The sequence below is a fragment of the Flavimaricola marinus genome (genome assembly GCF_900184895.1).
Taxonomy (GTDB): domain Bacteria; phylum Pseudomonadota; class Alphaproteobacteria; order Rhodobacterales; family Rhodobacteraceae; genus Flavimaricola; species Flavimaricola marinus.
Genome location: NZ_FXZK01000004.1, coordinates 34876 through 55083, shown reverse-complemented (window position 1 = coordinate 55083; position 20208 = coordinate 34876). Strand labels below are relative to the sequence as shown.

Genomic DNA, 20208 nt, shown 5'->3' with positions numbered 1-20208 from the left:
GATCGAAGCCATCAGATGGCACCCAACCTCAACCTGACATTCCAAGCCCGTTTGCGGATCGGCACGACCGCCAATCCCCGAACCTGACCCCACCATGACACGCAAGCGAGACACAGCATGACCACACAGATCAAAGGCCCCGGCATTTTCCTGGCTCAGTTCGCGGGCGATGAGGCCCCCTTCAACTCTCTGGAGGGGATTGTCGGCTGGGCCGCCTCGTTGGGCTACAAGGGCGTTCAGATCCCGACGTTCGATGCCCGCCTCTTCGATCTGGACAAGGCCGCCGAGAGTCAGACCTATTGCGACGAGGTGAAAGGCATTTGCGCGGATGCCGGCGTGACCATCACCGAGCTTTCCACCCATTTGCAGGGCCAGTTGGTGGCCGTGAACCCGGCCTATGACATCGCCTTTGACGCCTTTGCCCCCGATCACTGCAAGGGCAATCCGGCCAAGCGCCAAGCCTGGGCCGTGGATCAGATGCGCAAGGCTGCGGTCGCCTCGAAGCGCCTCGGCCTGACCACGAGCGTGAGTTTCACCGGGGCGCTGGCGTTTCCCTATCTCTATCCGTGGCCACAGCGCCCGGACGGGCTGATCGAGGAAGCTTTTGCCGAGTTGGGCCGTCGCTGGACACCTATTCTGGATCATTACACCGAGAACGGCGTCAGCATTGGCTATGAAATCCATCCCGGTGAGGATGTCTTTGATGGCGCCACGTTCGAGATGTTCGTCGATGCTTGCGGCGGCCATGAGGCGGCGATGATCAACTATGATCCGAGCCATTTCCTGCTGCAACAGCTCGATTATCTGGCGTTCATCGACCTCTATCACGACCGCATCAACGCGTTTCACGTCAAGGATGCCGAGTTCAATCCCGATGGTCGTCAGGGCGTCTACTCCGGCTATCAATCTTGGGTCAATCGCGCCGGGCGTTTCCGGTCGTTGGGCGATGGGCAGGTGGATTTCGCCGGGATATTCTCGAAGCTCACCCAGTATGGCTATGACAGCTGGGCCGTTCTGGAATGGGAATGCTGCATCAAGAGCGCCGAGCAGGGCGCGGCCGAGGGCGCACCTTTCATTGCCGGACATCTGATCGAGGCCCCAAAATCGGCGTTTGACGATTTTGCCGGTGGCGAACGGGATGATGCCGCGATCAAGGCGATGCTCGGCCTTTGAGGCGGCGGGGCAGCCAGAACAACGTGCTCCGGCACTCATGAAATGGACGAAAGGATAATCGCATGTCATCACATAGTCGCGTGAGATTGGGCATGGTCGGCGGCGGCCAAGGCGCCTTTATCGGGGCGGTTCACCGGATCGCCAGCCGCATCGACGACCGGTTCGAGCTGGTCGCGGGGGCGCTGTCGTCGGATGCCGCCCGCGCTGCGGCCAGTGCCGCCGAATTGGGGATCGCTGCGGATCGCTCTTATGCCGATTACGCCGAAATGGCCCGTGCAGAGGCGGCACGGCCAGACGGGATTCGGGCCGTCGCCATCGTGACACCGAACCACATGCACGCGGGCCCTGCGATTGCGTTTCTGGAGGCAGGCATCAGCGTGATCTGCGACAAGCCGCTGGCCGCGACCGCAGAGCAGGCCGAGAAGATCGCGGCGGCCGTCGCGGCATCGGACGCGCATTTCGTCCTGACCCACAACTACACCGGCTATCCCCTCATGCGGCAGGCCCGTGCGATGATTGCGCGGGGCGATCTGGGCACGATCCGCGTGGTGCAGGCCGAGTATGCTCAGGACTGGCTTGCCGGCAATGTCGAGACCACGGGCAACAAGCAGGCCGTCTGGCGCACCGACCCCAAGCAGGCCGGTGCCGGCGGGTCGATTGGCGATATCGGCACCCATGCCTTCAACCTGCTGTCCTTTGTGACCGGCTTAGAGACCGAAGCCCTGGCCGCCGATCTGCACATGTTTGGCGAGGGCCGTCAGGTGGACGACAACGCCCATATCATGCTCCGCTTTGCGGGTGGCGCGAAGGGCATGGTCTGGGCCAGCCAGGTCGCGTCCGGCTGTGAGAACGGATTGCGCCTGCGCATCTATGGCGACAAGGGCGGCATCGAATGGGGGCAGGAGAACCCCAACCAGATGACCTTTGCCAAGCTGGGCGAGCCCAAGCAGATCCTGACCCGCGGCGGTGCCGGTTTGGGCGGTGGCGCTGGCGACTGGACCCGCATTCCGCCCGGCCATCCCGAGGGTTATCTGGAGGGCTTTGCCAACATCTACAGCGATGCCGCCGACCTGATCGAGGGCAAGAGCGACGGGGCGCTACTGCCGGGGATCGAAGCCGGTCTGGACGGCATGTGGTTCATCGGGGCCTGTGTGGAATCGTCCAAGGCGGACGGGGCTTGGGTGAAGCGGGGATAGAGAGGGTCGTCTTGGTGGAATAGCGATCAGCTGGGTGCAGATGTCTGCAATGCGGACTTAGTTGCCGTTCGCTCGCAAAATGCCAACGGCAGCTTATGTGATGCTTCCTACGCGGAATGGTCAGCCGCCAGCGGCTACAACATTGGTCCTGTCGGCAACATGAGCAGCAAGTTTACCCAGCGTCTGTGCGCCAAACTCAACAGCGCCAAACCCAATGACCGCCGCGCGGCGTTCTGGTGTCGGGTGCATCTGACGCAAGGTGACAACGGTTTTTCCGTTATCCTGCTCATCGAAAGAGACTAGAAGCCGGAAGCAGTTAGGATCGTCATCGACGTCTTGGCCATGATCGACCTCGATCAGGTTTGGTGCCTCGACCCGCAGAAAATCCATACGGTTGGAGAACCGCGTGCCGTCAGGAGCAACCATGTCGAACCGCCACACGCCGCCTGCGCGGATGTCGGCTTCATGAGACTCGATTTGGAAGCCGTCCGGTCCAAACCACTGTACAATTTGCGCTGGATCAGTCCATGCCTCGAAGGCAGTCTCGCGATCAGCGTCAACGACACGTGCGATGACAATTTCCTTGTCTAATGGGCACGCAGCCCATTTAGAGACGATATTCGCGGTTTGATCAGTCATTGGATTTATCTTTCTTTGCGTTTTCAAGGTGAGCTTCAAAGCGATCCAAGCGGCTTTCCCATTGCCTCCGGTAAGAGGCCATCCAGTCTTCCGCATCCTTCAAGGCTGAAGGGTTCAGCGAACAGACGCGGCTCCGGCCTTCCCGTCGCGACACGATAAGGCCCGCATTTTCCAGAACACCGAGATGCTGCGTGAAGGATGGCAGCGCCATGTCGAATGGGTTGGCAAGTTGCGAGACGGTTGCTGACCCTTCGCTAAGCGTCTGAACCACAGCACGCCGCGTTGGATCGGAAAGTGCGATGAAGGTCTGTTCTATGGGGTTCTTTTGGTTAGGCATGGACCTAAGTATAGGGCCGCCCTAAGGTTAGGTCAACACCTAAACGTTAGAAGCCCGCAGCGCCATAGCTGACGTTCGTCCGCTCCGCAGCATCCGGTAAAACGGGCTCAAACCCGCCATTCGCGCCGTCGCGTAGCTGCGCCTGCGGCCGCTTACCGGCCGGGGATTGCCCCTCGCTTGGTGCCCGCCCCGTCCCAGTTGTCGATCGCCTCGACGGCCTCATCGGCGGTTTCGACGAACTTGAACAGCGCCAGATCCTGCTCGGATATGGTGCCGGCGTCGGCCAGCGCCTCCCAGTTGATGATCTTTTCCCAGAAGGCCCGGCCAAAGAGCAGGAACGGCACCTGCTCCATCCGCCCGGTCTGGATCAGGGTGAGCGCCTCGAAGGTTTCGTCCAAGGTGCCGAAGCCCCCCGGAAACACGCAGACCGCCCGCGCCCGCATGAGGAAATGCATCTTGCGGATCGCGAAGTAGTGGAAATTGAAGCAAAGCTCCGGCGTGACGTATTCGTTGGGCGCCTGTTCGTGGGGCAGAACGATGTTCAGCCCGACGCTGCGCCCGCCGGCCTCGAATGCGCCACGGTTGCCCGCCTCCATTACACCGGGCCCGCCACCCGTCACCACCACGTCCTGATGCCCGCCCTTGGCCATCGACCGTTCCGTCATGATCCGGGCAAAGCGTTCGGCCTCGGCGTAGTAGGCGCTGAGATCGGCGAGGGTTTGCGTCCGCGCGGTGGCCTTGTTGGCGGGCGAGGGAATACGTGCGCCGCCGAACATGACGATGGTGCTTTCGATCCCGGCCTCATCGAGCGCCATTTGCGGCTTTAGCAATTCCAGTTGCAGCCGCACGGGCCGCAGTTCTGGCCGGCACAGGAAATCGTCATCCGCAAAGGCCAGGGCGTAGGTGGGCGAGCGCGTCTGCGGGGTATCGGGGACTTCGTTGGCTGTTCTGCGGTCTTCGCCGCTGTCACGGAATGGGCTGTGTCGGTTGAGGTCTTGCATTCAGAAATGTCCTTGCGTCGGATCTATTGTTGCTGGGCGCCTTTCGGAGCCGGAATTCTATCGCGGTCGGAGCCGGTTGCGCAGGATGCGCATCCCCCGGACCAGTTGTCGCACCACGGGCACGCTGTCCTTCCACCCCAGATCATGGATATCGGTTCGAGACCAGCGCTGCAAAGCCAGCCGGGGCTGCCCGACCGCCGTTTGCCTGTCCGGATGCGCCCGTCGATACCACAGATAGGCCCCATCGAGGTGCATCGGCCCCCCCTCGGGCGACCCGAGCGGCCGCTTTGTGATCGCTTCGAGGTAGTCGCGCGCTTCGCCGATGATATCGCCACGCAATCCGATGAAATGGGTGAGCATCAGGTCGTCCTGCGGCGTCAGCATCTTGAGCGCGACCTGCGTGTCGCCCTCTCCCGCCGCCTCAAGCCCGGCGTGCAGGAAATCCCAGTCGGCGTCTTTCCATGCCGCGATGGTGTCCGCTGGTGTTTGCAGAAAGGTTTGCGACCAGTCCAGATCGTCTTCGAGGATCAGGATCGACCGGTGCCCTGCCTCTAGCGCCGCCCCGAGCACGGCGAGCTGGCTCATGAAGCACCCCAGCGTTCCGACGGTGGGCCAGACGCCGGCATCGTCGGGCCGGATCGCAGGGAACAGCGTCACCTGCGGATGCTCGAACGACAGCCCGACCAGCGCCAGTTGGGCCGCGATCTCGCTCCGCCGGTCGGTCCGGAACGGAAGGTTGATGATGTAGATATGGTCAAAGATGGTGGTCAGCGCCTGACCATGCGCAGTTTGAGCCATGTCCTCTCCGATCGGTGCCCGTCAAACGGGCCATGAGCCCCTGCACCGGACCGTCGCATAGGGGCCCATGCCGTTCAAGGCTTAGCCGCTTGTGGCCCCTGCGGCCTGCTGTCAAACTGCGCGTCAGGACACAAAAACCGGGATTTGTGATGACTGTTCCAACCGTTGACCAGATTCGCGCCGCTGCTGCCCGGATCAAGGACCATGTGCATCGCACGCCGGTGCTGACCTCCTCTGCCGTGGTCGAGGGCCAAACGATCGAGTTCAAGCTGGAGAACACCCAGTTGACCGGCACGTTCAAGGCCCGCGGTGCGTTCAATTCTCTGCTTGCCACCGATGTGCCGAAGGCCGGGATCGTGGCCGCGTCGGGCGGCAATCACGGCGCCGCTGCGGGCTATGCCGCCCATAGCCTCGGCTATCCTGCCCGCATCTTCGTGCCCGAGATGGCGGGCCCGTCCAAGATCGCGGTGATCGAAGCGACGGGGGCCGATCTCGAGGTCGTGCCCGGCCTCTATTCTGACGCCTTTGCCAAGGCCCAAGCCTATGAGGCAGAGACCGGGGCGATGCAGATCCATGCCTACGACGCGCCGATGACTCTGGCAGGTCAGGGCACGCTGATGATGGAATGGGAGGAGCAGGGCTTGCAGGCCGATACCGTTCTAATCGCCGTCGGCGGGGGCGGCTTGATCGGCGGCACTCTGGCGTGGCTGCAGGGCCGCCGCAAGGTTGTGGCGGTCGAACCTGTTCTCGCGCCGACGCTGCACACCGCCTTGCGCGACGGTCCTGATGCGACCGTGCAGGTGAGCGGCATTGCCGCCAATGCCCTTGGTGCCAGCAAGATCGGCCGCCTGTGCTATGATCTGGCCAAGGCGCAGGGCGTCGAGGTGGCGCTTGTCGCCGACGAGGCGATTGCCGCCGCCCAGCGCCTGATCTGGGATCGCATGCGCCAGTATGTCGAACCGGCCGGGGCTGCCGCCTTGGCGGCGCTGACCTCCGGTGCCTATGTTCCGGCCCCCGGCGAGCGCGTCGCAGTGCTGATCTGTGGCGCCAATCCGGCCCCTGGCCCGTTTGACGGCTGAGCGGCCGTGCAGCCTTTTGTTGCCTAAGCCGCCCTTGCCCGCTAGATAGCCGCGAACCGCCGATCTGATCCGAAGGAACGCCCGAATGTCGAACGCTGCACTTGAGACCGCCATCGAAGCCGCATGGGAAGGTCGCGATGCGATCACCCCCGCCACCACGGGCGAGACCCGCGAAGCCATCGAAGACACGCTGAACGCGCTCGACAGCGGCAAACTGCGCGTCGCAGAGAAGCTGGAGACCGGCGATTGGCATGTGAACCAGTGGGCCAAGAAGGCGGTTCTACTGTCCTTCCGTCTGAATGACATGGAGCCGATTTCCGGCGGCAATGGCGGCTCGACTTGGTGGGACAAGGTGCCCTCCAAGTTTGACGGCTGGGGCGAGAACCAGTGGCGCGACGCGGGCTTTCGCGCGGTGCCCGGCAGCATCGTCCGCCGCTCTGCCTATATCGCGCCCGGCGTGGTGCTGATGCCCTCTTTCGTGAACCTCGGCGCCTATGTCGACGAGGGCACGATGGTCGACGGCTGGGCCACTGTCGGCAGCTGCGCCCAGATCGGCAAGAACGTCCACCTGTCCGGCGGCGTCGGCATCGGCGGCGTTCTGGAGCCGATGCAGGCCGGCCCGACGATCATCGAGGACAACTGCTTTATCGGCGCCCGCTCCGAGGTGGTCGAGGGCTGCATCGTCCGCGAAGGCTCTGTCCTTGGCATGGGCGTGTTCATCGGCCAGTCGACCAAGATCGTCGACCGTGAGACCGGCGAAGTCATGTATGGCGAAGTGCCGCCCTACTCCGTGGTCGTCGCGGGCTCCATGCCGTCGAAGAACGACGTCAATCTGTATTGCGCCGTGATCGTGAAGCGCGTCGACGAGCGCACCCGTTCGAAGACCGGCATCAACGAGTTGCTGCGCGACTAGGGACCGGGGCCGTGGTCACAAGCTGGCTGATCGGGCGGGGTCGCGTTGCGTCGGGCGTGCGCCCCTCCTGGTTGGCAGCTTGGGGCCTCGTGGCGTTTGACTTTGCCGCGTTGCTGGCTGTGTTTGCACTGATCTTTCCGCCGCTGATGTCCTATGTCTATGCCGCCCAGCCCGGAGCACTGGCCACGGTGGCGATCATGTTCATGGTGTTCTTTGTGCCGATGCAACTTGTCCTGATCACGGCGTCGATCTGGGCATCGAAATCGCGGTGGCAGGACCGCCCCGAGAAGGAAGATGTGCGATGACCAAGAAACCGTCCCGCCAGCAGGTCTATACCTTGCTCATCGAAGTTGGCCGCAAGACCGGCGACGGCTTGCCCAAGGATGCCACCGGCGCCGCCCTGATGTGCTATGCCAGCGGCATCGACGAGGCCGAAGCCGTGCGTGAGACGGTCGCCATCCTCAAGCAGGCCGACATGGCCCCTCTCGACGTGTCGGGCTATGGCACGTTGGACGAACGCCTCGCCGAAGGCCATGACATCCCCGACGAGGAGCGTGCCCTGATGGCCCGCGCCTTGGAGGAGAACAGTGTGATCGTGGCGCAGATGACCCCGTTTTACGGCGACGAGGACGACGACGAGATATCCGGCGGCGCCTAGGTTGACTGTCTGCTCAGGCAGGAACACACAGCCCTCTTGGGCGCACTGTCGGCGCGCGGCTCTCTAGGCCGCCTGCATCTGCCGTAAGGTCTGTGCCTCGTAGTCGCGCAACCGCAGGCAGGCCGCGGCCTGACCGCGCGGCAGGAGTTCTGTCGGTGTCTCCGCCAGTATCGACCAACGGTGCAATGCAGGCGATTGCAGTATGTCGTAGGTCTCGAGCGTCTCGATGACCACGCCGGAGACCCTGAGCGGCACCGCCCGATCCAAGACCAGTTGGTAGTATTCGCGGACCGGCGGCTGGCTGCCTTCGTTCTGTGCCTGCCCCGGCTTGGGTGTCTGGGCGATAATCGACCGGCCATCGACCAGATGACGGACCGCCACAGCGACTTCCGGTTCGCCGAAAAGATATTCGACCTCGGTCCCCTCAAGTCGCAAGATCGCTCCGCCGCTAAGCATCAGGTCGGTAGACACGCCGAAATAGGGAGAGCGCATCCTGAGTGGCGCGCCGAGCCCTCGCGTCAGCAATTCGGACCGCCCGATCCAGCGCACCTGAGCGGGATACCCGTCGGCGGCGACTATCATATCGCCGTTGCGCAGATCTTGCAGGCGGCGCGTTCCGCCCGGCGTCGAGATCAGCCCGGCCCCATCGATGCCCGGTTGCGGACCGATCGGCACGATGTGATCGGCAATCGCGGCGCTTGTCATCCCGTCATGGGTCTGACAGCGCCCCCGGTCGGCCATGATCTGCGTGGCATCGCGCCAGCTGAGCGGAAGCGGGTTGGCCAGTTCGCAGACCTGATACAGTTCCCGCTCCGGCAAGCAGGCCGCGAAGACCCCCACGCCGCGCAGGTTGTCCCAGATATAGTGCACAATAACCGGTTCGAATTGCAGGAGGGTGGGCAAGTGCAGGCAGTAGAGGGCGTCCTTCTCGCCCTGCCGCATCAGCAACGACAGTGTCCCGTCGGGATCGCTGCGCAGGGTCACCACCGCCGCGGTGGGATCGCGCCGCGTGTAGCGCAGAATGTTGACCGGCCTGTCCGACAGATCGTGCCGAAACTCGATCACCAGAGAGCCCTGCGCCAACACCTCGTCGGGATCGGGCCGGTGGCCGGTGTTGATCCGCCCCAGCCCGGACGGCTGCATCACGGCGTCGGTGCCGTCTCGAAGGCCGACCCAACTCATATCGACTGCCCCCGGACCCGTCGCGCCATATCAGGCCACCTGCCCCAGCAACCGGCCCTCATAGGCCCTGAGCGTCCGCCGAGCGGCCGGGCTGTAGCCCTCGCCCGTCACCGGATCGAGCTCTGGAAAGATCGCGCAGATCTCGGCGACGATTTCGTCCTCGAAGAGGCTCGTGGTCTGCGGCCCCGGCAGGAAGCTCTCTGTCGCCAGCCCATCGGCGTAGATCACCTGATGTGCATCGAACATGATGTGCACGTAGTCGACCGTTCCGCCTTCGACCCGTCGCACCGAACGGTCGTTGACCAGATCCCGGGCGGTGACCAGCACTTCGGGTTCGGCGAACAGGAGTTCCGCGACGCCGCCCGTGACCAAAACCCGGTGCAGCGGCGAGACCATGACATCGCCATGCGTGCCAAATGTCCCGGAGCGGATCAGGACCGGAGCCATCCGGCCCTGCGCCGCGACCGATCGCCGCCCGGCCCAGCGCACCTGCTGCGCTCCTGCGTCCTTGGTCAGCACCAGATCGCCGGGCTGAAGGTCCTCGACCCGCCGGTCCCCGTCCGGCGTGCTGATCCGGGTGCCGGCCACGAAGCACGGCACCGTGGTGACCGTGACAAAGCCAACGTCGGTTTCCAGCACAGCGCCGGACCCATCCTCTGCCGCAGTTTCGTAGGTGAACGAAACGGTGTCGTTGTCAGAATCCGCCGTGATCGAGAGCGTCCCGTCGGCATTCAGCGTCACCGACTGACCGGTTGTCAGGTTGACCGTATCGCCCGCGGTCACAGCGATATCGTTGATATGCGTGATGACCAGAGTGCCGGAGGTGGCGTTCAGATCGTTGTCCAGCACATCGACGGTTTTGGTCACCCCTTCCTTTACCGTGACATCGTCCTGAATCGCCACCAGATCGGTCTGGAGCGAATCCCCTGCGATCAGGAGATTGGAATCGTAGTTGCTGTCCGAGGCGTCCGCGATGCCGATCCGGATCGAGTTCTCCTCCCCTGCCACCACCGGAATGGTCAGTGTCATGGTGACGGTAAAACCGTCCATCTCGGTGTTGTACTGATCGGCGGTGTTGTCGTTGTAGAGGTTGACGTTCTCGTTCTGGTTGATCTCCGTGACCGAGGTCGACGAGTTGGTGACGGACAGTGGGATGACTTCACCGTTCACCTCGACCAGCACGACATCGTTGTAGATCGAATCCGAGTATTCCGGATATTCGTCCGAAGCGAAGACGAACTGCATCGTCATTACATCCCCGTCCGGGATGAAGACGATGTCCATATAGGCCGCGTCATAGGTATAGGTGCCGGCCACGTCATCGAAGCTGTCGTTGTAATTCTCGCCACCGCTGTTGTAGCTGGTGTTCGAATAGTCGTTCGAGCCGCCACCGGAATTCGTGAAATATGTCGCCGCCCCGGTCGACAGGATCACCCCGGTATCGCCCGGCACCACGTTGGGCGAGATCGACTCCCCGTTGGTGTAGATCGCCGATGAATAGTACGAACCGGAGTAGCTCGCGGAGACCACCTCGACGCTATCGCCAAAGATCGCCTCGGCCATCTCCATGGCGTCGGCGCCTGTGTCATAGGTCAGTTCGACCCCTGTAACCATGTCCTGCCTCTTACTCACAAGAGGTCAGCGCATACGCCAAATCCGCCCCGGTTTCCGGGCGCATACTATATTTGGTAACAACTGCTCCGCGTTACCGACGATTTTGCGTCTGCCCTGCCTCGGGTCATCTTATTACGTCCAAATTACATCAAAATCGCGGTTTTCATCGGTTCTATTGGCCCGAGGACCGGCCCGACTGGCGGCCTGTGCCGGATGGGCAACAGTCCCGATTGCATCGCGGCCGTCCCGGCGCTATCCCCGACCCAACCCAGAACCGGAGCCGTCATGTCCAAATCACCCGTCGATCCTGTTGCCCTGACCGCCGATCTGGTCCGCTGCCCGTCGATCACACCTGTCGAGGGCGGCGCGTTGGTCCTGCTGGAGTCGGTGCTGTCGGCGGCCGGTTTTACCTGTACGAGGGTCGATCGCGGCGGCGTCAGCAACCTCTTTGCCAGATGGGGTCACAAGGGGGCCAACAGATCGTTTGGCTTCAACGGTCACGTGGACGTGGTTCCCTTGGGCAATCCGGAGGATTGGACGGTCGATCCCTTTGGCGCCGAGATCAAGGATGGGTTCCTGTGGGGGCGCGGCTCGACCGATATGAAATCCGGGGTTGCGGCCTTTGTCGCCGCCGCGATCGACTTCGTGCAGACGACGCCGCCGGACGGAGCGGTGATCCTGGCGATCACCGGCGACGAGGAAGGCGACGCGCTGGACGGCACGACGGCCCTGCTCAACTGGATGGCCGCCGAGGGCGAGGCGATGACCGATTGCCTCGTGGGCGAGCCCACCTGCCCCAACATCATGGGCGAGGCGATGAAGATCGGGCGGCGCGGCTCGATGAACGTGTTCTTCACGGTGACTGGCGTGCAGGGGCATTCGGCCTACCCGTCGCTCTACGTCAACCCGATGCCCGCGATGGCCCGACTGATGGACAGGCTGGCGTCGCACAAGCTCGACGACGGATCGGACCATTTCGATCCGTCCAGCCTTGCCATCGTGACCATCGACACCGGCAACCCGGCGACCAACGTGGTGCCCGCTCAGTGCCGCGCGACGGTGAACATCCGGTTCAACGATCACCACACCAGCGCCGAACTCATCCAATGGATGCAAACCGAGGTCGATGCCGCCGCCGAGACCTTCGACGTCACGATCGACATGAAGGTCAAGGTCTCGGGCGAGAGCTTCGTCACGCCACCCGGCCCGCTGTCCGACCTGATCGGTGCCGCGGTCGAGGCCGAAACGGGGCGTCGCCCCGAGCTTTCCACCTCTGGCGGCACCTCGGATGCGCGCTTTGTGAAATTGCACTGCCCGGTCGTCGAATTCGGCCTGGTGGGCAAGACCATGCATCAGGTGGATGAACGGGTCAGCGTGGCACAGATCCAGCAGCTCAAATCCATCTACAGCCGCATTCTGGCCGACTATTTCGCCTGACGGCTCCTTCATCTTGGCAAGAAAACTCACTGTTGGACCAACTGCCAAACGACCGACAGTCGGTCGGAGCGCGGATCTTGTCATGACGCGCCTCGCGCGGCGTGCTAGTCCAACATCATGAGCCAGTTTCCAACCAAAGACGCGATCCTGCAATGGATCGCAGACAATCCTACCCTGACGGCCAAGCGCGACATCGCCAAGGCCTTTGGGATCAAGGGTGCCGCCCGTATCGACCTCAAACGTCTCCTCAAGGAGATGGAGGCCGAGGGTCTGTTGTCCAAGCGTCGCAAGACCTATCGCGACCCGGAAAGCCTGCCGCCTGTGTCGGTGCTGACCGTCCTTGCCCCCGACAAGGACGGCGATGTCTTTGCACAGGCGATGGAATGGCACGGCGACGGCCCCGAGCCGCGCATTCTGATGGTGCTGAGCGAACAGGACGCGCTCGGCCCGAACGACCGGGTTCTGGCCCGCCTGACCGCCACCCCGGATGATCCCGATCATGCCTATACCGCCCGGGTCATTCGCAAGATCGGCACCAACCCTCAGCGCATTCTGGGCGTCTACCGCTCCGGCAGCGAGGGCGGCCGCGTATTGCCTGTCGACAAGGGCTCTGACCGCGAGTGGATCGTGGCACCCGGCAATGATCGTGGCGCCAAGGATGGCGAATTGGTCGAGGCCGAGCAGGCCGGGCCAAAGTCCCGGATGGGTCTGCCCAAGGCCCGCGTGGTTGCCGTTCTTGGCGACCCGACGGCCGCCAAGGCGGTCAGCCTGATCGCCATTCACCAGCACGCCATCCCGGATCATTTCCCCGATGCGGTGGTCGCCGAGGCCGATGCGGCCAAGCCAGCCGGCCTCAAGGGCCGCGAGGATCTGCGCGATCTCCCGTTGATCACCATCGACCCATCAGACGCCCGCGACCGCGACGACGCTGTCCTTGCTCAGCACGACAAAGATCCCAAGAACCCCGGCGGTTTCATCCTCTGGGTCGCCATCGCGGACGTCGCCCATTACGTGACCCCCGGATCAGAGCTGGATCGCGAGGCCCGCAAGCGCGGCAATTCCACCTATTTCCCCGACCGCGTCGTCCCGATGCTGCCCGACAGTCTGTCGGGCGATCTGTGCTCTTTGCACGAGAACGTTCCCCGCGCCTGTATCGCAGTGCGAATGCGTATCGACGCCGAGGGCCGGAAACTCGACCATCAGTTCAAGCGCGGTCTCATGCTGTCCAAGGCATCGCTCGCCTACGAAGACGTGCAGAGCGCAATGGATGGCCATACCACCGACAAGACCGCCCCCCTGTTGGAGCCGGTTCTGCGCCCGCTCTATGCCGCCTATGAGGCCCTGAAACGTGCCCGATTGGCGCGTCAGCCGTTGGAACTGGACCTGCCCGAACGCCGGATCGTCCTGAGCGATTCCGGCGAAGTGACCTCGATCGCTTACAAGGAGCGCCTCGACGCCCACAAGCTGATCGAGGAATACATGGTCCTCGCTAATGTCGCCGCCGCCGAGACCCTTGTGGCCAAGAAGACCCCGCTTCTGTTTCGCGTCCACGAAGAACCGAACCCGGACAAGCTGGATGCCCTTCGCGACGTGGCGCAGGCCTCCGGCATGGTTCTGGCCAAGGGGCAGGTTCTACACACCTCGCACCTCAATCGCTTGCTCGCCCAGGCCGAGGGCACGGAGCATGACGAGGTCATCAACCTGTCGACCCTGCGTGCCATGACACAGGCCTACTACAACCCCGAAAACTTCGGCCATTTCGGCCTTGCCTTGCGCAACTATGCCCATTTCACCTCGCCCATCCGCCGCTATTCCGACCTGATCGTGCATCGCGGCCTGATTTCGGCCCATCATTGGGGCGACGATGGCCTGAGCCCGTGGGATATCGAAAACCTCGACGAAACCGCCAAGATCATCAGCGACACCGAGCGCCGGTCGATGATGGCCGAGCGCGACACTACCGATCGCTATCTCGCTGCCTATCTGAGCAAGTCCATTGGCACCGAGATCGAGGGCCGTATCGCGGGTATCGCCCGGTTTGGCGTGTTTGTGAAACTTGAGGGCACAGGGGCCGATGCCCTGATCCCGATCCGCACGCTGGGCGCGGAGTTCTTCCACTTTGACGCCGAATCCCAGACGCTGATGGGCTCTGACACCGGCCTGACGATCGGCTTGGGCCAACGCGCGGTGGTCAAGCTGACCGAGGCGACCCCCGTCACCGGAGGGCTGGTTGCGGAGCTGGTTTCGCTCGACGGGCAAATGATGCCCAGAGTGTCCGCCCGCCCGCACCATCGCAGGGGCGGCGGCAAGCCGGTGCGTCGCAAGGCAGGCGTGGCCAAGGCCAAGGCCGCCAAGGTCAAGCGAAAGGTCAAACGCACCCGCAAATAAGTGAGCGATATGCTGCCGTGTGGGGGATTGATCCGTTTCGAGATCACCCCCATTTCGTTATAGAACAGGCGTTGGTTAATAAAGCCTGACAGATTGATGGGGCAGACAAAATGATCCAGACACGACGCGCAGTGACCCTTGGCCTATTGGCCAGCGCGCTTGCAGGCTGTGGCGGGTCGTCCGCTCCGGTCGCACAGACCACCACAGCCGAGCCACCGCCGATGCCGACCGTCCCGAATTCGGCGTGGGATGCTTGGGTTGCCGGCTATCGCAGCCGTGCCCTGAACGCTGGCGTGTCTGCCAGCACCTTCGACGCCGCCTTCGCCCGTGCGGGCTATACCCCCGGTGTCATCGAGAGGGACCGCAGCCAGACGGAATTCACCCGCACTCTGGAAGACTACTTGGCGATTGCTGCCTCTGACGCGCGTATCGCGACGGGCCGCGCCGAATTGGCACGCCGCAGCGCTCTGATGGCCGAGATCGAGGCCCGGTTTGGCGTTGAGCGTCAGGTCTTCACCGCCATCTGGGGGCTGGAGAGCCAGTACGGCACGCGCATGGGCAATATCCCGGTGGTGTCGTCGACGTCCACTCTGGCCTTTGACGGTCGCCGCGGCCGCTTCTTTGAACAGCAACTGACGGCTGCGCTTAAGATCCTTCAGAATGGCGATACCACCCCCGACCGAATGGTCGGCAGTTGGGCGGGCGCGATGGGCCATACCCAGTTCATTCCCACGTCTTATGAACTCTATGCCGTGGATTTCCGGGGCGACGGCCGCCGCGATATCTGGTCGGCGGATCCGACCGATGGGCTGGCCTCTGCGGCGGCTTATCTGGCGAATTCCGGCTGGCAGCGCGGCCTGCCTTGGGGTGCCGAGGCGGGCACTGCAGCCGCCCGTGGTTTGTCGGGCCGGACGATCCAGCCACAGGCCGGTGGCCCCTCATTCGTGGTGACCAGCAACTTCAACGTCATCAAACGCTATAACAACAGCGATCTCTATGCGATTGGCGTCGGCCATCTGAGCGACCGTCTGCGCGGCGGCGGCCCCATTCAGGCCAGTTTCCCCCCTGATGCCAATGGCCTGACCAAGGACATGCGGATAGAGTTGCAGCAGCGCCTGACCCGAGCCGGGTTCGACACCCAAGGCGCGGACGGCGTGATCGGCTCTAACACTCGTGAAGCGATCTCTGCGTACCAAGCCCGCAACGGCCTGCCCGTGACCGGGGAGCCGTCGGTCGATCTGCTGAACAGGTTGCGCTGATGTGGCGTTTGGCGGCGATATTGGCCATTCTGGCCGGGGCGGCATTGGCGCAGGCTGAGGCCGAGGAGACGGTTGTGGCGGAGGTGATCGTGGCGGAGACATTGGAGGAGTGGCTGGACGGGTTTCGGCCGCGCGCGCTGGACGCCGGGATTTCGGCTGTCACCCTGGACGCGGCCCTTCCGGGGCTGGAATATCTGCCTGTTGTCGTGGACCGCGACCGCAATCAGAACGAGTTCACCAAGACGATCTGGGATTACCTGAGCACCGCTGTGTCCGATGCCAGGATTCAGAACGGGCAAGCCAAGCTCGCCGCCAATACCGCGCTATTTGACGAGATCGAGGCCGCTTATGGCGTGGATCGCCATATCATTGCTGCGATTTGGGGGCTGGAGAGCGCATACGGTGCCGTACGGGGCGATACGAGCACTCTGTCTGCCCTTGCCACGCTGGCCTTTGACGGACGCCGCGGGGCGTTTTTCGAGGCCGAGTTGATCGCCGCTCTGACGATCCTCGACAATGGCGACACGACGCCCGACCGGATGCGCGGTAGCTGGGCGGGCGCGATGGGACATACCCAGTTCATGCCGTCATCGTTCCTTGCACTCGCCGTGGATTTCCGGGGCGATGGCAAGCGCAACATCTGGGAGGATGATCCGACCGATGCCTTGGCCAGCGCCGCGCGGTATCTGCAAAACGCCGGTTGGGTGACGGGCCAGCCATGGGGTGTAGAGGTCAATTTGCCGGAGCGCTTCGACTATACCCTTGCCGACCGCCGTGACATCCGGTTGCCGAGCGCATGGGCCGAGATCGGCATTCGCGACACTGACGGTAATGTCATCCCGGATCATGGCATGGCGTCGATCCTACTGCCCGCCGGGGCGCTTGGCTCGGCCTTCATGATCTTTGACAACTTTGCCGCGCTGGAGACCTATAACACCGCCGACGCCTATGTGATTGCCGTAGGCCATCTGGCCGACCGTCTGAGCGGAGGCGGTCCGATCGAGGGCGGCTGGCCGCTCGACGATCGTGCGCTGACCTTTGCCGAGCGTCAGGAATTGCAGCGCGGCCTGACGGAGGCTGGCCATTCCACCCAAGGCATTGACGGATTGATCGGCCCGAATACGGTCAATGCGATCCGCTCCTACCAGCTTGCCAATGATCTGATCCCTGACGGCTACGCGGCCCCTGCTCTTTTGGAGCGGTTCCGCTAGGATTGCCGCATGAAAATACTCGTCATTGAGGATGATCCGACAACCGGGGCCTACATCGCGGATGGCCTGCGCCAAGAGGGTCATGGCGTCGACCTGATCCCCGACGGCGCGGACGGATTGGTGCAGGCCAGTGTCGGTGGCTACGATGTGATCGTGGTGGACCGGATGCTGCCGGGTCTTGACGGAATGGCGGTGGTCAAGACCTTGCGCGGTGCCGGCAACAGGGTGCCGGTGCTGATGCTGACCGCTGTCGGCGGCGTGAACGACCGGATCGAAGGGCTGAATGCGGGCGCAGACGACTACCTCGTCAAGCCCTTTGCCTTTGGTGAATTGAGTGCCCGGCTGGCGGCGTTGGGGCGGCGCCCGCAGATGTCGGATGCGCCGACGGTGCTGAAGGCCCGTGATCTGGAGATGGACCTGCTGACGCGGCAAGTGACCCGCGCGGGACAGGTCATCGACCTGTTGCCGCGCGAATTCACCCTTTTGGAGCATCTGCTTCGCCGCAAGGGCCGGGTTCAGACCCGCACGATGCTGCTCGAAGCGGTCTGGGACATTCACTTTGACCCGCAAACCAACGTGGTCGAGACCCACATCAGCCGCCTTCGGGCCAAGGTGGACAAGCCGTTCGACCATGATCTGATCGTCACCGTTCGTGGAGCCGGGTATCGGATCGACGCGGAATGAGACTGTGGCGCTCCACTCCGGTTCGCTTGACGGCGACGTTGTTGATCGTCTTCGGGCTGTCCACGGGAGTCGGAACGACGGTGACCTACCTGATCGCCCGCGACGAGGCCGATACAGCCTTGCGCGAAAGGGTCAGCCAGGAATTCGAAAGCTATCGCCGCATCCGGGGGCAGCGCGACCTTGTCGAGCGTATCCTGGGCGAGATCGGGTCCGTCGCCGCGGCCGATCTGATCATTGATTACCGCTCGGACAGCGGCGACAGGTTCAGCAACGTGGCGGGCCTGCCCAGTCTGGGCGGGCTGAGCATCGTGGCCGAGCGGCAGTTGCCAGAGGGCCAGACGCCGCTGGCCGAGAGCTATCTGGTGGTCGAGGGTCGGGTGGGCCTTGGCAACCTGACCTTGGCCCGGAACCGAGAGCAGGTCTCGGAGCTATGGTCGACGTTCAGCGTGCTGCTCGTCGTGAGCCTGTTGCCGACCTTTGCCATTGCGAGCGCCATTGGTGTGTGGTCGGCCCGGCGCGCGTCGGTTCGGGTGGAATCGATCGGGCAGACTCTGCGCGATCTGACAGAGGGCGATCTTGAGGCCCGCGTGACAGATGTCACCGGTGGCCCTGACGATTTGGCCGAGATTGCCGCTGCGGTGAACCAGATGGCAGATGCGCAGGCGGCGACGATGGCGTCGCTCCGGCAAGTGTCGACGGACATTGCCCACGACCTCAAGACCCCGATCCAACGCGTCTCGGTGCTGCTCGAACAGTTGGAAGACGGCCAACTGACGGAGGCTCAACGCGGCATCGTGGACAAGGCCCGCGCCGAGACGGCCCAGATCGTCCGCACCTTTCAGGCCCTGTTGCAGATCGCGCAGATCGAGGGCGCCGGCCCGCAGGCCGCTTTTGCACCTGTCGATTTGGCGGATGTCGTCGCCGGCATCGTCGATGTCTACGAACCGGCCGCCGAAGAATCCGGTCATCGGTTGAGCTTTGCCGCGGCAGCCCCCGCAATGGTCCGGGCCGAACGCTCGATGGTGGGTCAGGTCGTCGCCAATCTGATTGAGAATGCCTTGCGCCACACCCCGCCCGGCACGGCCATTGCCGTGGGCGTCGACGGCGCGTCGTTGAGCGTGGCCGATGGTGGTCCCGGCATTCCAGAGCCGGAGAGGGCCAAGGTGCTTCGCCGCCACTACCGTCTTGAGCAGAGCCGCACCAGCGAAGGCAGTGGGCTGGGCCTCAGCCTCGTGGCGGCGATTGCCGCGCTGCACGACGCGACCCTCCAGCTTTCGGACAACGCGCCGGGTCTGCGCGTCACCCTCACCTTTCCCACCCCCTGAACGCACATCGGGCCGCTGCGGGGACATGCAGCGGCCCGATGGCATCGCGTGGAGTAGAGAGGCTCTTCTTCGGCCTGTTTCTGAGCGATGAGGTCGGTGGGTTTTTGCCCACCTGTCGCGGTCAGCGCGGAGCGAATTCGCGTGGTGCGCCTTCGCCCCGGCTGGATCAGGTATCGGATGTGGGCAGGGTGCCCAAGGTCACATCCAGCGTCAGTTCCCGCCCCTTTCGAAGCAGTGTCACCTGCACTTCGGTCTCAGGGTCGACGTCAGCCACGGCGCGTTGCAGGGCTTGAGTATCCTCGAGATCGGTGCCGTTCAGTTGCAGGATGATGTCGCCGGTCTGCAACCCGGCGCTTGCAGCCGGACTGTCTGGCGAAACCCGCTCGACGACAGCGCCGACCGGCTTGTCATAGCCGAGCACTTCAGCGACTTCGTCGGTCATCGGCCGGATCTGGACGCCCAGCCAACCGCGCGCGATCATCCCGTCGTCTGCCAGATCGGCGACGATTTCGGTGATCATGTCGGATGGCACGGCAAATCCGATCCCGACAGACCCCCCGCCAGGCGAGAAGATCGCTGTGTTCATGCCAATGACTTCGCCTTCATTGTTGAACAACGGGCCGCCGGAGTTGCCCCGGTTGATGGCCGCATCGGTCTGAATGAAATCGTCATAAGGCCCCGAGTTGATATCGCGGGCCACAGCGGACACGATCCCCGAAGTGACCGTGTTGCCGAGACCGAAGGGATTGCCGATGGCCAGCACTTCGTCGCCGGCCCGCATCGCGGCGCTATCGCCAAAGCTGAGCGGCGTCAGCCCTTCGGCGTCGATCTGGATCAGGGCAACGTCGGTGAGTGGATCCGCCCCGATGATTTCGGCGACATATTCGGTGCCATCGGTCAGCCGCACGGTGATCTCGGACGCGCCTTCGACGACGTGGTTGTTGGTCACGATCTGGCCGTCGTCAGAGATGACGAAGCCGGTACCCAGCCCCTGCGACGGACCGTTGTTTGGCATGTCGGGGAATGGACGGCCAAAGCGCCGCTCGAATTCGTCCTTGTCGAAGCCCGGGATCTCCATCTGAGCCGGTTGGACCTTGGATACTTCGATATAGACGACGCCGGGGGTCAGTTGTTCGACCAGATCGGCATAGCCCCCGGCGGGCACGGCCAGCGCCGTCGTCGGCGCGAGGGCAACGACCGAGGTTCCTGCCATAAGCCCGGCCAAGGCCAGCCGGGTGGATAGGGTGCGAATGCTCATGGTTCACTCCTGCTCATGAATGCTGAGCAAGAAGTAGACCCCCATCCTTTCGCCGA

At 63.4% G+C, this 20208-nt stretch carries 19 protein-coding genes; 12 read left to right on the top strand and 7 right to left on the bottom strand.

Annotated elements, in window-relative coordinates; all coding sequences use genetic code 11:
* Positions 1 to 117: 117 nt before the first annotated feature.
* Together LOM8899_RS11315 and LOM8899_RS11310 are read left to right on the top strand one after the other, a co-directional pair.
* Positions 118 to 1173: a sugar phosphate isomerase/epimerase family protein gene (locus LOM8899_RS11315; RefSeq protein WP_093992343.1), complete on the top strand. Its 1056-nt coding sequence runs from the start codon at positions 118 to 120 to the stop codon at positions 1171 to 1173.
* A 62-nt stretch (positions 1174 to 1235) separates the two neighbouring features.
* Positions 1236 to 2369, top strand: a complete 1134-nt coding sequence (locus tag LOM8899_RS11310) for a Gfo/Idh/MocA family protein (protein WP_245820508.1) — start codon at positions 1236 to 1238, stop codon at positions 2367 to 2369.
* A gap of 120 nt (positions 2370 to 2489) precedes the next feature.
* Here LOM8899_RS11310 and LOM8899_RS11305 read toward each other — a convergent pair whose 3' ends face one another.
* The 4 genes from LOM8899_RS11305 to LOM8899_RS11290 all read right to left on the bottom strand — a co-directional run bounded on the left by LOM8899_RS11305 (position 2490) and on the right by LOM8899_RS11290 (position 5144).
* Positions 2490 to 3008 (bottom strand): SRPBCC family protein, encoded by a 519-nt coding sequence (locus LOM8899_RS11305; protein WP_093992341.1) that lies wholly within the window; start codon positions 3006 to 3008, stop codon positions 2490 to 2492.
* Complete coding sequence (locus tag LOM8899_RS11300; RefSeq protein ID WP_093992340.1) at positions 3001 to 3345, bottom strand: ArsR/SmtB family transcription factor; 345 nt, start codon at positions 3343 to 3345, stop codon at positions 3001 to 3003. The genes LOM8899_RS11305 and LOM8899_RS11300 overlap by 8 nt, the downstream gene beginning before the upstream one ends.
* Before the next feature lie 152 nt (positions 3346 to 3497).
* Complete coding sequence (locus tag LOM8899_RS11295; RefSeq protein ID WP_093992339.1) at positions 3498 to 4346, bottom strand: LOG family protein; 849 nt, start codon at positions 4344 to 4346, stop codon at positions 3498 to 3500.
* A gap of 57 nt (positions 4347 to 4403) precedes the next feature.
* Positions 4404 to 5144, bottom strand: a complete 741-nt coding sequence (locus tag LOM8899_RS11290) for a glycosyltransferase family 25 protein (protein ID WP_093992338.1) — start codon at positions 5142 to 5144, stop codon at positions 4404 to 4406.
* A 149-nt stretch (positions 5145 to 5293) separates the two neighbouring features.
* On the opposite strand from LOM8899_RS11290, the gene LOM8899_RS11285 reads away from it, so the two are divergent.
* The 4 genes from LOM8899_RS11285 (at position 5294) to LOM8899_RS11270 (ending at position 7794) form a co-directional block, all read left to right on the top strand.
* On the top strand, positions 5294 to 6223 hold the full coding sequence (locus LOM8899_RS11285; protein WP_093992337.1) for a serine/threonine dehydratase: 930 nt from the start codon (positions 5294 to 5296) through the stop codon (positions 6221 to 6223).
* An 85-nt stretch (positions 6224 to 6308) separates the two neighbouring features.
* Entirely contained in the window at positions 6309 to 7136 is an 828-nt protein-coding gene (gene dapD / locus LOM8899_RS11280; RefSeq protein ID WP_093992336.1) for a 2,3,4,5-tetrahydropyridine-2,6-dicarboxylate N-succinyltransferase, read from the top strand.
* Between the two features lie 11 nt (positions 7137 to 7147).
* Positions 7148 to 7441 (top strand): hypothetical protein, encoded by a 294-nt coding sequence (locus LOM8899_RS11275; protein WP_093992335.1) that lies wholly within the window; start codon positions 7148 to 7150, stop codon positions 7439 to 7441.
* Positions 7438 to 7794: a DUF8846 family protein gene (locus tag LOM8899_RS11270; RefSeq protein ID WP_093992334.1), complete on the top strand. Its 357-nt coding sequence runs from the start codon at positions 7438 to 7440 to the stop codon at positions 7792 to 7794. The genes LOM8899_RS11275 and LOM8899_RS11270 overlap by 4 nt, the downstream gene beginning before the upstream one ends.
* Positions 7795 to 7857: 63 nt before the next feature.
* Here LOM8899_RS11270 and LOM8899_RS11265 read toward each other — a convergent pair whose 3' ends face one another.
* Positions 7858 to 8976, bottom strand: coding sequence for a Hint domain-containing protein (locus tag LOM8899_RS11265; protein WP_093992333.1), 1119 nt, complete (start codon positions 8974 to 8976; stop codon positions 7858 to 7860).
* A 30-nt stretch (positions 8977 to 9006) separates the two neighbouring features.
* The gene (locus LOM8899_RS11260) at positions 9007 to 10590 is read right to left on the bottom strand and encodes a Hint domain-containing protein (protein ID WP_093992332.1); all 1584 of its coding nucleotides are present in this window, start codon (positions 10588 to 10590) and stop codon (positions 9007 to 9009) included.
* A 285-nt stretch (positions 10591 to 10875) separates the two neighbouring features.
* Between LOM8899_RS11260 and dapE the strand changes: the two genes are divergently transcribed.
* The 6 genes from dapE to LOM8899_RS11230 all read left to right on the top strand — a co-directional run bounded on the left by dapE (position 10876) and on the right by LOM8899_RS11230 (position 18894).
* On the top strand, positions 10876 to 12027 hold the full coding sequence (dapE, locus tag LOM8899_RS11255; protein ID WP_093992331.1) for a succinyl-diaminopimelate desuccinylase: 1152 nt from the start codon (positions 10876 to 10878) through the stop codon (positions 12025 to 12027).
* 117 nt (positions 12028 to 12144) lie between these two features.
* Positions 12145 to 14415 (top strand): ribonuclease R, encoded by a 2271-nt coding sequence (rnr, locus tag LOM8899_RS11250; RefSeq protein WP_093992330.1) that lies wholly within the window; start codon positions 12145 to 12147, stop codon positions 14413 to 14415.
* A gap of 110 nt (positions 14416 to 14525) precedes the next feature.
* Complete coding sequence (locus LOM8899_RS11245) at positions 14526 to 15674, top strand: lytic murein transglycosylase (protein ID WP_093992329.1); 1149 nt, start codon at positions 14526 to 14528, stop codon at positions 15672 to 15674.
* Positions 15674 to 16885 carry a lytic murein transglycosylase gene (locus tag LOM8899_RS11240; protein WP_093992328.1) on the top strand — a complete coding sequence of 404 codons (1212 nt, stop codon included), beginning with the start codon at positions 15674 to 15676 and terminating at the stop codon, positions 16883 to 16885. Before LOM8899_RS11245 ends, LOM8899_RS11240 begins: the two co-directional genes overlap by 1 nt.
* A 9-nt stretch (positions 16886 to 16894) precedes the next feature.
* Positions 16895 to 17569, top strand: a complete 675-nt coding sequence (locus LOM8899_RS11235; protein ID WP_093992327.1) for a winged helix-turn-helix domain-containing protein — start codon at positions 16895 to 16897, stop codon at positions 17567 to 17569.
* Positions 17566 to 18894 (top strand): HAMP domain-containing sensor histidine kinase, encoded by a 1329-nt coding sequence (locus tag LOM8899_RS11230; protein ID WP_093992326.1) that lies wholly within the window; start codon positions 17566 to 17568, stop codon positions 18892 to 18894. Before LOM8899_RS11235 ends, LOM8899_RS11230 begins: the two co-directional genes overlap by 4 nt.
* A gap of 166 nt (positions 18895 to 19060) precedes the next feature.
* On the opposite strand, the gene LOM8899_RS11225 is transcribed toward LOM8899_RS11230, so the two are convergent.
* Positions 19061 to 20152 carry a Do family serine endopeptidase gene (locus LOM8899_RS11225; RefSeq protein ID WP_093992325.1) on the bottom strand — a complete coding sequence of 364 codons (1092 nt, stop codon included), beginning with the start codon at positions 20150 to 20152 and terminating at the stop codon, positions 19061 to 19063.
* Positions 20153 to 20208: the final 56 nt, after the last annotated feature.

Bases quoted from the DNA above. Each gene is read 5' to 3' on its own strand.
- LOM8899_RS11245 (WP_093992329.1), top strand. From the start codon at position 14,526: ATGATCCAGACACGACGCGCAGTGACCCTTGGCCTATTGGCCAGCGCG.
- LOM8899_RS11270 (WP_093992334.1), top strand. From the start codon at position 7,438: ATGACCAAGAAACCGTCCCGCCAGCAGGTCTATACCTTGCTCATCGAA.
- rnr (WP_093992330.1), top strand. From the start codon at position 12,145: ATGAGCCAGTTTCCAACCAAAGACGCGATCCTGCAATGGATCGCAGAC.
- LOM8899_RS11230 (WP_093992326.1), top strand. From the start codon at position 17,566: ATGAGACTGTGGCGCTCCACTCCGGTTCGCTTGACGGCGACGTTGTTG.
- LOM8899_RS11315 (WP_093992343.1), top strand. From the start codon at position 118: ATGACCACACAGATCAAAGGCCCCGGCATTTTCCTGGCTCAGTTCGCG.
- LOM8899_RS11290 (WP_093992338.1), bottom strand. From the start codon at position 5,144: ATGGCTCAAACTGCGCATGGTCAGGCGCTGACCACCATCTTTGACCAT.
- LOM8899_RS11235 (WP_093992327.1), top strand. From the start codon at position 16,895: ATGAAAATACTCGTCATTGAGGATGATCCGACAACCGGGGCCTACATC.
- LOM8899_RS11295 (WP_093992339.1), bottom strand. From the start codon at position 4,346: ATGCAAGACCTCAACCGACACAGCCCATTCCGTGACAGCGGCGAAGAC.
- LOM8899_RS11305 (WP_093992341.1), bottom strand. From the start codon at position 3,008: ATGACTGATCAAACCGCGAATATCGTCTCTAAATGGGCTGCGTGCCCA.
- dapE (WP_093992331.1), top strand. From the start codon at position 10,876: ATGTCCAAATCACCCGTCGATCCTGTTGCCCTGACCGCCGATCTGGTC.
- LOM8899_RS11240 (WP_093992328.1), top strand. From the start codon at position 15,674: ATGTGGCGTTTGGCGGCGATATTGGCCATTCTGGCCGGGGCGGCATTG.
- LOM8899_RS11265 (WP_093992333.1), bottom strand. From the start codon at position 8,976: ATGAGTTGGGTCGGCCTTCGAGACGGCACCGACGCCGTGATGCAGCCG.
- LOM8899_RS11300 (WP_093992340.1), bottom strand. From the start codon at position 3,345: ATGCCTAACCAAAAGAACCCCATAGAACAGACCTTCATCGCACTTTCC.
- LOM8899_RS11225 (WP_093992325.1), bottom strand. From the start codon at position 20,152: ATGAGCATTCGCACCCTATCCACCCGGCTGGCCTTGGCCGGGCTTATG.
- dapD (WP_093992336.1), top strand. From the start codon at position 6,309: ATGTCGAACGCTGCACTTGAGACCGCCATCGAAGCCGCATGGGAAGGT.
- LOM8899_RS11260 (WP_093992332.1), bottom strand. From the start codon at position 10,590: ATGGTTACAGGGGTCGAACTGACCTATGACACAGGCGCCGACGCCATG.
- LOM8899_RS11285 (WP_093992337.1), top strand. From the start codon at position 5,294: ATGACTGTTCCAACCGTTGACCAGATTCGCGCCGCTGCTGCCCGGATC.
- LOM8899_RS11310 (WP_245820508.1), top strand. From the start codon at position 1,236: ATGTCATCACATAGTCGCGTGAGATTGGGCATGGTCGGCGGCGGCCAA.